Origin of the sequence: Noviherbaspirillum pedocola (genome assembly GCF_016632335.1) — a bacterium.
GTDB classification, from domain to species: domain Bacteria; phylum Pseudomonadota; class Gammaproteobacteria; order Burkholderiales; family Burkholderiaceae_D; genus Noviherbaspirillum_A; species Noviherbaspirillum_A pedocola.
The window spans coordinates 39,178-51,741 of sequence record NZ_JAEPBG010000007.1 but is presented as its reverse complement, the minus strand read 5'-3'; the positions used below and the strand labels follow the sequence as shown (position 1 = coordinate 51,741).

Annotated in this window: 11 protein-coding genes; 9 read left to right on the top strand and 2 right to left on the bottom strand. The window is 62.8% G+C overall.

The genetic code is table 11. The features are described 5' to 3' along the window. Positions 1–7: 7 nt before the first annotated feature. Positions 8–1,036: a FecCD family ABC transporter permease gene (locus tag JJB74_RS16760; protein ID WP_200593580.1), complete on the top strand. Its 1,029-nt coding sequence runs from the start codon at positions 8–10 to the stop codon at positions 1,034–1,036. Next, complete coding sequence (locus JJB74_RS16755; RefSeq protein ID WP_200593578.1) at positions 1,036–1,803, top strand: ABC transporter ATP-binding protein; 768 nt, start codon at positions 1,036–1,038, stop codon at positions 1,801–1,803. Before JJB74_RS16760 ends, JJB74_RS16755 begins: the two co-directional genes overlap by 1 nt. Before the next feature lie 105 nt (positions 1,804–1,908). Here JJB74_RS16755 and JJB74_RS16750 read toward each other — a convergent pair whose 3' ends face one another. Next, entirely contained in the window at positions 1,909–2,316 is a 408-nt protein-coding gene (locus JJB74_RS16750; RefSeq protein WP_234484241.1) for a PaaI family thioesterase, read from the bottom strand. Positions 2,317–2,433: 117 nt separating this feature from the next. On the opposite strand from JJB74_RS16750, the gene rraA reads away from it, so the two are divergent. The 7 genes from rraA to greB all read left to right on the top strand — a co-directional run bounded on the left by rraA (position 2,434) and on the right by greB (position 10,184). Next, positions 2,434–2,928 (top strand): ribonuclease E activity regulator RraA, encoded by a 495-nt coding sequence (gene rraA, locus JJB74_RS16745; RefSeq protein ID WP_200593574.1) that lies wholly within the window; start codon positions 2,434–2,436, stop codon positions 2,926–2,928. Between the two features lie 392 nt (positions 2,929–3,320). After that, entirely contained in the window at positions 3,321–4,613 is a 1,293-nt protein-coding gene (gene aceA, locus JJB74_RS16740; protein WP_200593572.1) for an isocitrate lyase, read from the top strand. 356 nt (positions 4,614–4,969) lie between these two features. Then, on the top strand, positions 4,970–5,269 hold the full coding sequence (locus JJB74_RS16735; protein WP_200593570.1) for a hypothetical protein: 300 nt from the start codon (positions 4,970–4,972) through the stop codon (positions 5,267–5,269). Positions 5,270–5,524: 255 nt separating this feature from the next. After that, on the top strand, positions 5,525–8,200 hold the full coding sequence (locus tag JJB74_RS16730; RefSeq protein WP_200593568.1) for a bifunctional diguanylate cyclase/phosphodiesterase: 2,676 nt from the start codon (positions 5,525–5,527) through the stop codon (positions 8,198–8,200). 62 nt (positions 8,201–8,262) lie between these two features. After that, positions 8,263–8,622 carry a winged helix-turn-helix domain-containing protein gene (locus tag JJB74_RS16725; RefSeq protein WP_200593566.1) on the top strand — a complete coding sequence of 120 codons (360 nt, stop codon included), beginning with the start codon at positions 8,263–8,265 and terminating at the stop codon, positions 8,620–8,622. Positions 8,623–8,697: 75 nt separating this feature from the next. Continuing rightward, positions 8,698–9,621 carry a 23S rRNA (adenine(2030)-N(6))-methyltransferase RlmJ gene (locus tag JJB74_RS16720; RefSeq protein WP_200593564.1) on the top strand — a complete coding sequence of 308 codons (924 nt, stop codon included), beginning with the start codon at positions 8,698–8,700 and terminating at the stop codon, positions 9,619–9,621. Continuing rightward, on the top strand, positions 9,618–10,184 hold the full coding sequence (gene greB / locus JJB74_RS16715; RefSeq protein WP_200593562.1) for a transcription elongation factor GreB: 567 nt from the start codon (positions 9,618–9,620) through the stop codon (positions 10,182–10,184). The genes JJB74_RS16720 and greB overlap by 4 nt, the downstream gene beginning before the upstream one ends. A gap of 102 nt (positions 10,185–10,286) precedes the next feature. Here the strand turns inward: greB and JJB74_RS16710 are convergent, their stop codons facing one another. Next, positions 10,287–12,557: a RelA/SpoT family protein gene (locus JJB74_RS16710; RefSeq protein ID WP_200593560.1), complete on the bottom strand. Its 2,271-nt coding sequence runs from the start codon at positions 12,555–12,557 to the stop codon at positions 10,287–10,289. Positions 12,558–12,564: the final 7 nt, after the last annotated feature.

Sequence of the window (12,564 nt, the reverse complement as noted above, 5' to 3'; positions counted from 1 at the left end):
AGCAGTCATGCTCAGGCTGGCCAGCGCCGCATTGCCTCCGGGCGCACGGGAAAGGCGCGTGCTGCTGCTGCTCGCCATGGCGGCGCTGGCCAGCCTCGTCATAGGCGGCGCGGTTGGCTCGGTGATGCTCGCGCCGCGGCAATGGCTGGCCGGCATCAATGAACTCGCGCATGGCGAGCACGCATCGCTGGCGGCAAGCCTGCTCGAATTGCGGTTGTCGCGCGCGCTGGCCGGCTTTGCTACTGGCGCGATGCTGGCGCTGGCCGGTGTGATGATGCAGGCGCTGCTGCGCAATCCGCTGGCCGACCCGTATGTGCTTGGCGTGTCCGGCGGCGCGTCGGTCGGCGCGCTGCTGGCGCTGCTGCTGGCGGCCGGCGCCTGGGCGGTGGATGCGGCGGCCTTCGGCGGCGCGCTGGCCGCGGCCTTCCTGCTGTACCTGTTCGCCTGGCGCGATTTGCGCGTTGGCGTCGATGCCAGCGCCACGGTGCTGATTCTGACCGGCGTCATCGTGGCGGCCGGATGCGGCGCGATGGTGACGCTGATGCTGTCGCTGGCGCCGGATGCGGCCCTGCGCGGCATGGTGTTCTGGATGATCGGCGATCTGTCGGGCAGCCAGAACCGCTTGCTGCCCTGGCTCTTGCTGGGGGGAGCGCTCGCCTGGGGCATGCGCGCCGCCCCGGCGATGAACGTGGCGGCGCTGTATGCCGGCAATGCGGCCTCGCTGGGCGTGCCGGTAGCGCGGTTGCGCCAGGGCCTGTTCTTCTGCGCAGCCTTGCTGACGGCCGGCGCTGTGTCCAACGCCGGTGCCATCGGTTTCGTCGGACTGGTGGTGCCGCATGCCTGCCGCTATGCGCTCGGCCCGGATCACCGGCTGCTGCTGCCAGCCGCAGCGCTGGCCGGCGGCACCTTTCTGACTCTTGCCGATACGCTGGCGCGCACTCTCGTCGCGCCGCAGCAGTTGCCGGTGGGCGTGGTGACCGCACTGATCGGCGTGCCGGCCTTTCTGGCGCAACTGCACCAGGTGCGGAGACGCTGATGCTGCGCGCGCATGATCTGCGTCTTTGCGTATCGGAACACGACCTGGTGCGCGGCCTCGACTGGCGCATGGCCCCTGGCGAATGCTGGGTCATCCTGGGCAGGAACGGCGCCGGAAAAAGCACGCTGCTGCGCACCATTGCCGGCCTGCAGCCACCGCGCGCGGGCAAGGTGGAGCTGGAAGGGCGGGCGATCGATGCCTGGCCGGCGCTCGAACTGGCGCGGCGGCGCGCCTTTCTGCCGCAATCGCAGGGCGATGCTTTCGGTTTCCGGGTGCTGGACGCAGTGCTGGTCGCGCGCCATCCGTACCGGGAAGCGGCCTACTGGGATAGCGACGCGGATCGCGCCAGAGGCATGGCGGCGCTCGCGCTGACTGACGTCGCCCATCTTGCGGAAAGGGATTTGCGCACGCTATCCGGCGGGGAAAGACAACGGGTGGCGATTGCCGCGACGCTGGCCCAGGACACGCCGCTGCTGCTGCTCGATGAGCCGGCCGCGGCGCTCGATTTGCCGCACCAAGTCGGCATCATGTCGCTGCTGGCGCGCTTGTGCCGGGAGCGGGGCAGGGCGGTGGCGATGGTTGCGCACGACCTGAACCTGGTCGAAGGCGTGGCCAGTCACGCACTGCTGCTGATGGGCGATGGCGCATGGCGCGCCGGGACCTTCGCCGAAATGATGCGGCCGGAGCTAGTATCGGCTTGCCTCGGGCATTGCATCGATGTGCTGCGGCATGGCGGACGGACCGTGTTTCTACCGGCCAGGGATTGAGTTGCGCAGCGTTGGCTGGCTCCACGCGGGCGGCTCCGCCCCCCGCAAAACTGCAACTATCAAACTTTCAATCCATCTACGAACATCCGCCGCTGCGCGGCGCAGTCAGGACTTCGGCCGCAGGATCATCTGCGTGCAGCGAAACAGGGCGATGGTCTTGCCGTTCGCCGTCACCGTGGCATCCCAGACATGGGTGGTGCGGCCCAGGTGCACCGGCGTTGCCCGGCATTCAATGCTGCCTTCCCGCGCGGTGCCGAGGTGATTGCTTTTCAGTTCGATGGTGGTGAAGCCGATCGCGCCTTCGGGCAGCCGCGACATGCAGCCATAGCCGCAACAGCTGTCGGCCAGCGTCACGACGGATGCCGCATGCAGGAATCCATTCGGCGCCATGTGGCGCGGCGTGATTTCCATCGTCGCCGCGATGCCGACTTCGTCGACTGCAGTGACTTGCACCCCGAGTTCGCCGGGGAGACTGCCTTGCTGCTTCTGGTTGAAATGTGCCGGTGTGAGCATGCCTGCATCCATGTCGGTTTGTTAAGAAATCGAGCGTGCTATTCTGGCATGAATTGCCGATCGCTGACCGCACAGGTTTGGCGCCGGCTTTTTTTCCACCCCCATTACGGAGCTGACATGGAATTTGCGACTTGCGATCTGTGCGATGCCAACGAAGACCGTCTTGCCGCCGGCACGCTGAACGTGCTGCCGCCGGTGTGGCGCGCGTTCGGCAAGCGCCGGCGTTTTTGCGGGCCGGCCGCGACGCTGAAAGTCTTTGAAGACAATGTACTGGTGCGCTCCACGCTTGAGACGCCGGGAAACGGCAGGGTGCTGGTCGTAGATGGCGGCGGCAGCCTGCGCTGCGCGCTGGTCGGCGGCAATCTCGGCGTGCTGGCCGAGAAGAATGGCTGGGCCGGCATCCTTGTGCATGGCTGCGTGCGCGATAGCGAGGAGCTTGATGCCTGCGATGTCGGCATCCGGGCGCTGGCCACGCATCCGCAGCGCAGCGTGCGCAAGGGTATCGGCGAGCGCGATCTGCGCGTGATGATCGCCGGCGTCGCCGTGATGCCCGGCGATTGGATTTATGCCGACGCGGATGGCGTGCTGGTGTCGCGCGACAAGCTCGATTGAGCCGCTCTTTCCCTTCCGAACGGTATCCGGGTACCTGAACGCCGGTATCCGGATGCCTCCTCCGCATTGCACTGTCCGCCATCGCGGCACGATGCCATAACGCTATGGCAGACGAACGCGTGCGTTCTCATGCTCTTTCGTTCGATTTTCATTATCTGCAAACCGCATTTCGGATCATGAAAAGCTGGCTGTGCAAAGCACCAGCGAAGCGTTTCATGAAGAGGAATTTCATTGCGTATCGCGATATGCATGTCTTAAGCAATTGAATTTAAATGAATAAAATTTAGTCTCATGTCTTATATAAGACCTTGTTGCTCCGCAAAATCGGTCTTACCATGGTTCTCACTTTGGCAGCAAATTCATCGATAGACTCAGCAAAAGGAGAAATCACTATGGCAACCCGTGAAGAGCAAATCCAGGCATTGAAGAGAGACTGGGCCGAGAATCCGCGCTGGAAAGGCGTCAAGCGCAATTACACCGCCGAAGACGTGGTGCGCCTGCGCGGCTCAGTGCAAATCGAGCACAGCCTTGCTCGCATGACCGCGGAAAAGCTGTGGAAGTCGCTGGAAACCGAGCCCTTTGTCAACAGCCTCGGCGCGCTGACCGGCAACCAGGCGATGCAGCAGGTCAAGGCCGGCCTCAAGGCGATCTACCTGTCTGGCTGGCAAGTCGCTGGCGATGCCAACTCCGCCGGCGAAATGTACCCCGATCAATCGCTGTACCCGGTGAATTCGGTGCCGCAGGTGGTCAAGCGCATCAACAATACGCTGCAGCGCGCCGACCAGATTCAATGGTCCGAAGGCAAGAACGACATCGATTTTTTCCAGCCCATCGTGGCGGATGCTGAAGCCGGCTTTGGCGGCGTGCTGAATGCCTTTGAGCTGATGAAAGCGATGATCGAAGCGGGCGCCGCTGGCGTGCACTTCGAAGACCAGCTCGCCTCGGTGAAGAAATGCGGCCACATGGGTGGCAAGGTGCTGGTGCCGACCCGCGAAGCTGTTGAAAAGCTGACCGCAGCGCGCCTGGCCGCCGACGTAATGGGGGTGCCGACGCTCGTGATCGCCCGCACCGATGCCGAAGCCGCCGACCTGCTGACGTCGGACGTGGATGACACCGACAAGCCGTTCTGCACCGGCGAGCGCACCGTGGAAGGCTTCTTCCGCGTCAAGCCCGGCTTCGAGCAAGCAGTGTCGCGCGCTGTGGCGTATGCAGAGGTGGCGGACCTGGTGTGGTGCGAGACCGGCAAGCCGGACCTGGAATTCGCCAGGCGCTTTGCCGAGGCAGTGCAGGCCAAGCACCCGGGCAAGATGCTGGCGTACAACTGCTCGCCGTCGTTCAACTGGAAGAAAAACCTGGACGACGCCACCATCGCAAAATTCCAGCGCGAGCTGGGCGCGATGGGCTACAAGTTCCAGTTCATCACGCTGGCCGGCTTCCATGCACTGAACTACTCGATGTTCAACCTGGCCTACGGCTACGCTCGCAACAACATGAGCGCCTTCGTCGAACTGCAGGAATCGGAATTCGCCGCCGCCGACCGTGGCTTCACCGCGGTCAAGCATCAGCGTGAAGTCGGCACCGGCTACTTTGATGCAGTCACCCAGACCATCCAGGGCGGACAATCGTCCACGACGGCGCTGCACGGTTCGACCGAAGACGAACAATTCTTCGATTCGGCCAAGTAAGCCTCCCAGGCTTCGCAAAGCTTTCGCACAGGGTCCCGCGGCTGTCATGGCCGCGGGATTTTTTTGCGCTGTGCTTTACCGGAGTGAAGAGTGCCTCAGTGAATTTATGCTGCATCAAATGGTTAAGGCTTGCATTGCCGAGAAACATGGTTGAAGTGCCGATTGCAACAAAAAGTGAAATCTTCGGATTTACTTTCTTCCTATCTCTAACTTGCGCTGGTTCTCCGGCACCAGTTGCTTTGCGAGGTAACTGATGCTCCGCGCCACCAGGGTTCGCCTTCAGCAGAGTCATACCAGAAACATCATTTCGAAGGGCAGAGTTGCCGTCGCGTCGTCCGGGGCCACAAGGATGACGGGTGCTGAAGCCAGGGGGGCGTGCTGTCGTCATCGAAACCGTGCCTCTCGGCGCGACGGAACAGGAAGCCCAGGCAAACCTGCCGCTAACTTTCCTGAATGACTATTTCTACAATCGTTTGCTGCATGACGCCGACATTCCTGTGCCGGGAGGCTTTGAAACCATAAAAAGCTGGGCGAGGCGCTTTGAGGGCATGGGGTTCATGGTGAGGGATCTCGTGGGTTTGGGCATCGACCAGCCACTGATTCGTGATCCGCACTGCATACTCGACGCAGCCAAGCCAGACGATAGGACAGGCTGATCTAATTCGGGCCGTCTCATTCGATTTATTGTTGCATCCAGAGAATTTTTCTGAAAAAGGACGGCATTCGCCGTCCTTTTTTCTTTCCGGTAAGTATTTATTTTTGGCAACGTGTTATGCTCTTTCCCGGATTCCAATAGTCGAATATCGAACCCATATCGCAAGGTATCGGCACGTTTATCGGATATCTAACGCGATACAAGCCATGGCGTGACGAGTGTTGCCGTATCTGTGTCAAGAAAGCCCGATCCTACGATGTCCATACCGCAGTTTCCCGTGAAAAGCCTGGCCAAGATTCTTGCCGGTCCGCTATGTTGTCTGGCGCTTGTCATCCTGCTTTGGTGGGGCACGCTGTCACGTCTGGCCGAGGAACGGCACACGCTGGAATCGAATGCGCTGAAGTCCGTGGCTTCCCTGTCAGGCGCTTATGCGCAATTCCTGACCCGCACCATCGAGCAGATGGACCAGATCGCCATGCAGGTGCAGTACGACTGGCGGCGCGAGAAGGGCCAGCTGGATCTGCGGGAATTCCGCCGCCAGGGTCTGCTGATCGCGCCGCAACTGATCACGGTAACCATCCTCGGCGCGGACGCTTACCCGGTAACATCCACGGTCAATCTGACGATGCGGCCTTCCGCGGCCACGCGCGATTACTTCATCTATCACCGTGACAACGATAGCCCTGCAGCGCGCGTGGGCATGCCGGTGATCTGGCCCGGCACCGGTCTGGCGCGCCTGCCGTTCACTCGCAGATTGAATCAGCCCGACGGTAGCTTTGGCGGCGTAGTCGCGGTATCGATAGGCGCGAGTTATTTTTCCGAGTTCTATGACGATGTCAGCCTTGGCAACGATGGCATGGTGGCCATGATCGGCATGGACGGTCTGGCCCGGACGGCGCGTGTCGGCGATGCGGTGCATACCCAGGATGCGCCGGCAATTCGCCACGCCTTGCGCTTTGCCTCGGTCGAGGGATCGATGCACATGGATGACGGCCGCGTCTTTGCCGATGGCAAGCCGCGTTATGTCGGCTGGCACAAGCTGCCTGAATATCCGTTCATTGCCATCGTTGGTTTGTCCGAGGCGGAAGTCATGGCCCCTTATCGCGCATCGGAGCGAACCTATCGCCTGTTTGCCTGGATGGCGAGCCTCGTGTTGCTCGTGTTCGGCGCGATATGGGCGCTGATGACTGCCCGCCTTGGATTGCGCACCAAGCAGATCGAAGCGGTGCGACGCACTTACCGGCTTGCGACCGAAGGCGCAAACGAAGGCTTCTACATGCTCAAGCCTGTGCGCAGCGGCGTCGAGGTAATCGATTTCGAAATTGTCGATTGCAACGAGCGCGGCGCGGCGATGTACCGCGGCGTGCGCGAGCGATTGCTGGGAAGCCGGCTGTCCGTGGTGCATCCCGAGGAAGACTTCGCGGCATTGCTCATCGATGCCGACGCGGCGGCACGCGAAGGCTTTCGTGAAGCCGATGTGCCGGTGCCATCCGACGATCCACTGCGGCAGCAATGGCTGCATCGTCGACTTGCCGTGACTGATGCCGGCCTCGCAATGACGGTGCGCGATATCAGCGAAAACAAGCTGCATCAGCAGCAGCTGTTGCGCATGGCAAATCAGGACTCGCTCACCGGTTTGCCCAACCGCCAGTGGTTCAATGATGCCTTGCCTGCCGCGATAGACAGGGCGAACAGGCGGCACGGCATGTTCGGTCTGCTCTTCATCGACCTGGATAGATTCAAACAGGTCAATGACAGCGCCGGGCATCATGTCGGCGATGAGTTGCTGCGCATTGCGGCGCAGCGCATGCGTTCTGCGCTACGGCCGGGAGATCATGTGGCCCGCCTTGGCGGCGATGAATTCACCGTCATCCTCGAAACGCTCGAAACCGAGGAAGAGGCCCGTCAGGCGGCGCGACGCATCGGTCGCAGCCTGAGCGAGCCATACCTGATTCATAACGCGCAGTACAGCGTCGGCGCGTCGACCGGGATCACGCTGTTCCCGCGCGATGGGCAGGACGCGGACCGGCTGCTGCACAACGCCGACCTGGCGATGTATGCGGCAAAGGCTGAAGGCGCCAGTGGGGAACAGCTGTATCAGGCGGCGATGCAGAAGGAGGGTGCTATCGAGGCGAGTGTGGATGCCGAGTCGCGCACGGCCCCCGAGCGCAGCCAGTTTTTCCTGCGTTTCCTGCCGCGCGTTGAACTGTCGAGCGGCGCGCTGCAGGGACTGCAGGCGCGGCTGTGCTGGAATCATCCATGGCGCGGGCTGCTGGAAGAGCAGGACATACACGCGCAGGCGCAGACGAGCGATACGCTTGCCGCATTCTGCGATATCGCGCTGGATCTGGTTTGCGCAAGCCTGGCGCGCTGGCAGGACATGGATCTGCCCATCGTTACCGTTGCCCTGAACCTGCCGGCGCCGTATCTAAACGATGCCGCGGTACACGGCCGGATCGCGAATTGCCTGCTGCGGCATGGCGTGCATCCGGGATGGCTGCAGCTCGGCGTCGTGCAGACTCCGCAAAGACAACTGGACGAATGCGGCGAAGCGCAGCTGGGTTCGCTCGCTGCCTTGGGCTTGCGCTTCTACCTCGATGACTTCGACGCCGGCGCGGCATCGCTGCGGCAAGTGGAGCGTCTCCCAGTCGAAGCGTTCGGGGTGAGCATGCCCGCTGCCCGCGGCAGCACATTGCTGATGCTGGAAGCCATCATCGCCATGGCTAGCCGGCTCGGCCTGGCAAGCATCGTTGATGGCGTCGACAGCGTCGAGCAGCGCGCCCAGCTGCAACAGCTCGTTGCCCGCGCCGAGATGGGCGGCGTCATCGCGCAGGGCAAGGCGGTGGGCGTCGCGCTGGCCGCCGAGGCGGTGCCGGAGCGTCTGCGTGCGCAGGCGGAGCACTGTCATAGGGAAGCCCGGCTTCCTTCCTGAAGGCGTTCTGGCCGAAATCGATCGATAGCGCCATGCGGATCAATAGCCTCTAGAATCCCGGCATGACTATCAGACATACCGTGCGGCTGCGGCTGCATGTCGACGACGTAATTGCCTTTGGGCCCGGCAAGGCTGCGCTGCTGCAGGGCATTGAACACACAGGCTCCATCTCCGCCGCGGCGCGCGCCATGAACATGTCCTACCGGCGCGCCTGGCTGCTGATCGAGGACATGAACCGCTGCTTCCGTTCACCGCTGGTGGAAACCAGCACCGGCGGTGCGCATGGCGGCGGCAGCCGGCTCACCGAGATCGGGCATGGGGTGCTGGCGCGCTATGCGGCGATGGAGCGCCGGGCCGAGGAAGCAGTGGCTTCCGACATGGCGTACCTGCAATCGCTGCTGGCCGAAGCGCCGCAAGACTAGGCCTCACGCTGGACATGCGCGCGAGGGTCGCTTGCTACAATGGCGGCCTTTCCGACATCCACGATCAGGCAGCCCATGCTCAGTTACCGCCACGCGTTCCATGCGGGCAATCACGCCGACGTATTGAAGCACGTCGTCTTCATCCAGCTGATGCGTTACCTGGCCCAGAAGGACGCGCCCTACATGGTCATCGATACCCATGCCGGCGCCGGCGTGTATGCGCTGGCCAGCAAGGAAGCGACCAAGAACGCGGAATTCGAAAGCGGCATTGCGCGGCTATGGCAACGCAAGGATCTGCCCGATCCGGTAGCGGACTATGTCGGCGTGGTGCGCGCGCTGAACCCGGACGGCAAGCTGCGTTTCTATCCTGGCTCGCCGTATTGTGCCAACCAGGTGCTGCGACCGGAGGACCGGCTGCGACTGTTCGAGCTGCACCCTTCCGACGGCCGCATCCTCGCCGAGAACTTCAGAAAGCTCGAGGAGCAGGAGGGACGCGGCGGCGCTCGCGGCAAGCGCGTGTTGATTCAGCAGGGCGACGGCTTTCTTGGACTGAAGGCGCTTCTGCCGCCGCCATCGCGCCGCGGCCTGGTGCTGATCGACCCGCCCTATGAAGTCAAGGAGGATTACCGCCGGGTGAAGGACACGCTGGAAGATGCGGTCAAGCGCTTCGCCACCGGCATCTACGCGGTCTGGTATCCGATGCTGCAGCGCATGGAGTCGCGCGAGATGCCGAACCGCCTGAAGCGCGTCCCGGCCAACGGCTGGCTCGACGTGCGGCTTACCGTTGCTGCGCCGGCGCCGGATGCATTCGGCGGCTTGCGCAGCAGCGGCATGTTCATCCTGAATCCGCCGTGGACCCTGGAGCCGATGCTGCGCGAACTGATGCCCTGGCTGGTCGCGGCGCTCGGGCAGGATGCGCAGGCGAGCTTCACCCTGGAATCGGGGCAGACGGTAACGGGCCAGGCGATACGCCGTGAACCGGGCGCGAGGACACGATGAACAAGGCATTCGTCAAGGAAGGCGAGGGCGATGAGGATGACGATCTGTCGGCAGCGATGCCGCAGATTCCGCAGGGCGCGAAAAATTACATCACGCCCTCCGGGTATCGCCGCATCAAGGACGAATTGCTGCAGCTCATCGATGTCGAGCGGCCCGAAGTGGTGAAGGTGGTGCACTGGGCCGCGTCGAACGGCGATCGCTCCGAGAATGGCGACTACATCTACGGCAAGCGCCGTCTGCGCGAGATCGACAGGCGCATCCGCTTTCTGACCAAGCGCATGGACCTGGCCGAGGTGGTCGATCCTTCGGTGCACCACGGCAGCGACCAGGTCTTCTTCGGCGCGACGGTGACGTATGCCAATGCCGCCGGCGAGGAGCATACGGTGACCATCGTCGGCATCGACGAGCTCGATCCGCTGCACGGCAAGATCAGCTGGGTGTCGCCGGTGGCGCGGGCCTTGACCAAGGCGCGCATTGGGGATGCGGTGACGCTGGTCACGCCGGCGGGAAAGGATGAGCTCGAAATCCTCGACGTAAGTTATCCCCTTCCCGGCGAGGCCTGAACGGCCAAGCTGAAACTTTCATTTGCGCCGTGTTTGCGACCTTCGTACGGCTTGCGAAACAGGCCGCAAGCTGTTCGGGCGCCATGTCGGCGCCGACGCTGATCAGGACCGTTCCCGCAATATCCGCGCCACGCTCGGCAACGCGCGCACATTGCGCATCAGCCGCGCCAGATGCACCCGGTCTTCGACCTGGATGGTGAAGCGGATCTGCTGCATCGATCCATCCTTCTCGTCGTCCATGACGACGTAGACGATGTTGGCGTCGGATTCGCCGATCTCGGCTGCGACACGCGCCAGCGCTCCCTTCTCGTTGTGCACCAGCACCTTGATGCGGCAGTCGAAGCGGCGGTTGATCTCGCCGCTCCATACCACTTCGATCCAGCGCTCCGGCTCCTTGCTGCGCTGACGCTTGGCCAGATCGCAATCGGCCGCATGCACCGTCAGGCCCTGGTCGCGGCGGAAATGGCCGTACATGCTGTCGCCCGGTATCGGCAGGCAGCATTGCGCCAGATGCACGGCGGAACCTTCGCTGCCATTGATCACCACCGGATCAAGCTTGGACGGCAGCAGCTCGCCCTGCGCATTGATCGCCGGCGCGGTGCCAGTGGCATTTTCCGCCAGGCCGAAGATGTGGCGCGCCACCAGCGTGGCCATGCGCTTGCCCACACCGATATCGGCATACAGTTCCTCAAGCGAGCGCGCGCTCGACTCCTTCAGCAGTCGGTCTGCCAGCAACTGCGGCAGTTCGGGGCTGAGGTTGTGCGCCGTCAGCGCCTGCGCGAGCAACTGCTGCCCCAGTTCCACGGACTCGGACCGATTGATGGTGCGCAGATGATGCCGGATCGCCGAGCGCGCCTTGCCGGTGCGCACGAAGCTGAGCCAGGTCGGGCTCGGGCGCGAGTCCGGATCGCTGACGATCTCGACGATATCGCCGTTGCGCAATTCGGTGCGCAGCGGCTGATGCTCATGATTGATGATGCTTTCGATCGCATGGTCACCGATGTCGGTGTGGATCGTGTACGCAAAGTCCAGCGCGGTGGCGCCGCGCGGCAGCGAAATGATCTTCGACTTCGGCGTGAACACGTAGACCGAATCGGGGAACAGGTCGACCTTGACATGCTCGAGGAACTCGGCTGAATCGCCGGTCTGCTTCTGGATGTCGAGCAGCGATTGCAGCCACGCGTGGGTGCGCTGCTGCAAATCGGTCAGATTGCCTTCATTGTCCTTGTACAACCAGTGCGCCGCGACGCCGGACTCGGCCACGCGGTGCATGTCGGCGGTGCGGATCTGGAATTCCACCGGTGTGCCGTACGGGCCGATCAGCGTGGTGTGCAGCGACTGATAGCCGTTGAGCTTCGGAATAGCGATGTAGTCCTTGAACTTGCCGGGCATGGGCTTGTACAGCGCATGCAGCGTGCCGAGCGCGACATAGCAGTTGGCGAAGCTGTCGACGACGATGCGGAAACCGTAGACATCCAGCACCTGCGAGAAGGACAGATGCTTGTTGCGCATCTTGCGGTAGATGCCGAACAGCGTCTTCTCGCGGCCATAGACTTCGGCCGGGATGCCGGTCGCGACCAGCGTGTTCTTCACCGCTTCGAGAATCTTGCCAACGACTTCGCGCCGGTTGCCGCGCGCAGCCTTCACCGCCTTGCCCAGCGTGCGATAGCGCAGCGGATGCAGATGCGAGAAGGACAAATCCTGCAGCTCGCGATAGATATTGTTCAGGCCGAGACGATGCGCGATGGGCACATACACATCCATCGTTTCGCGCGCGATGCGGCGGCGCTTGGAGGGATCCATCGCGCCCAGCGTGCGCATGTTGTGCAGCCGGTCGGCCAGCTTGACGAGGATGACGCGCACGTCGCGCGCCATGGCCAGGAGCATCTTGCGGAAGTTCTCGGCCTGCGCTTCGACCTGCGTCTGGAATTCGATCTTGTCGAGCTTGGACAGGCCATCCACCAGCGACGCGACCGGCGCGCCAAAACGCTCGATCAACTCATCCTTGGCCACATCCTGGTCTTCCATCACGTCGTGCAGCAATGCCGCCATGATCGCTTGCGCATCCAGCTTCCAGTCGGCGCAGATTTCCGCGACCGCGATCGGATGGGAGATATAGGGTTCGCCCGACTTGCGCATCTGGCCCAGATGCTTTTCATCGGAGAAACGGTAGGCTTCCTTGACCTTCTTCAGCTCGGAAGGCGTCAGGTATTCGGCGAGCTTGTTGGTGAGATGCGTGACCGAGGCGACGCCCGGTACGGGAGCCGGCTGTTCCGTCTTTGGCGGATAGCTCGGCAGGGGCGGACGCGTCGCATCCGCCCGCTTGGGATTAGCGGCTGATAAGGTGGTCGAATCGGCGGGATTCAGGTTCATAAAGGAT

What these genes read in the sequence shown, in the direction of transcription:
- aceA (WP_200593572.1), top strand. Translation starts at nt 3,321, where the DNA reads ATGGCAACCCGTGAAGAGCAAATCCAGGCATTGAAGAGAGACTGGGCC.
- greB (WP_200593562.1), top strand. Translation starts at nt 9,618, where the DNA reads ATGAACAAGGCATTCGTCAAGGAAGGCGAGGGCGATGAGGATGACGAT.
- JJB74_RS16725 (WP_200593566.1), top strand. Translation starts at nt 8,263, where the DNA reads ATGACTATCAGACATACCGTGCGGCTGCGGCTGCATGTCGACGACGTA.
- JJB74_RS16710 (WP_200593560.1), bottom strand. Translation starts at nt 12,557, where the DNA reads ATGAACCTGAATCCCGCCGATTCGACCACCTTATCAGCCGCTAATCCC.
- JJB74_RS16760 (WP_200593580.1), top strand. Translation starts at nt 8, where the DNA reads ATGCTCAGGCTGGCCAGCGCCGCATTGCCTCCGGGCGCACGGGAAAGG.
- JJB74_RS16755 (WP_200593578.1), top strand. Translation starts at nt 1,036, where the DNA reads ATGCTGCGCGCGCATGATCTGCGTCTTTGCGTATCGGAACACGACCTG.
- JJB74_RS16750 (WP_234484241.1), bottom strand. Translation starts at nt 2,316, where the DNA reads ATGCTCACACCGGCACATTTCAACCAGAAGCAGCAAGGCAGTCTCCCC.
- JJB74_RS16730 (WP_200593568.1), top strand. Translation starts at nt 5,525, where the DNA reads ATGTCCATACCGCAGTTTCCCGTGAAAAGCCTGGCCAAGATTCTTGCC.
- rraA (WP_200593574.1), top strand. Translation starts at nt 2,434, where the DNA reads ATGGAATTTGCGACTTGCGATCTGTGCGATGCCAACGAAGACCGTCTT.
- JJB74_RS16720 (WP_200593564.1), top strand. Translation starts at nt 8,698, where the DNA reads ATGCTCAGTTACCGCCACGCGTTCCATGCGGGCAATCACGCCGACGTA.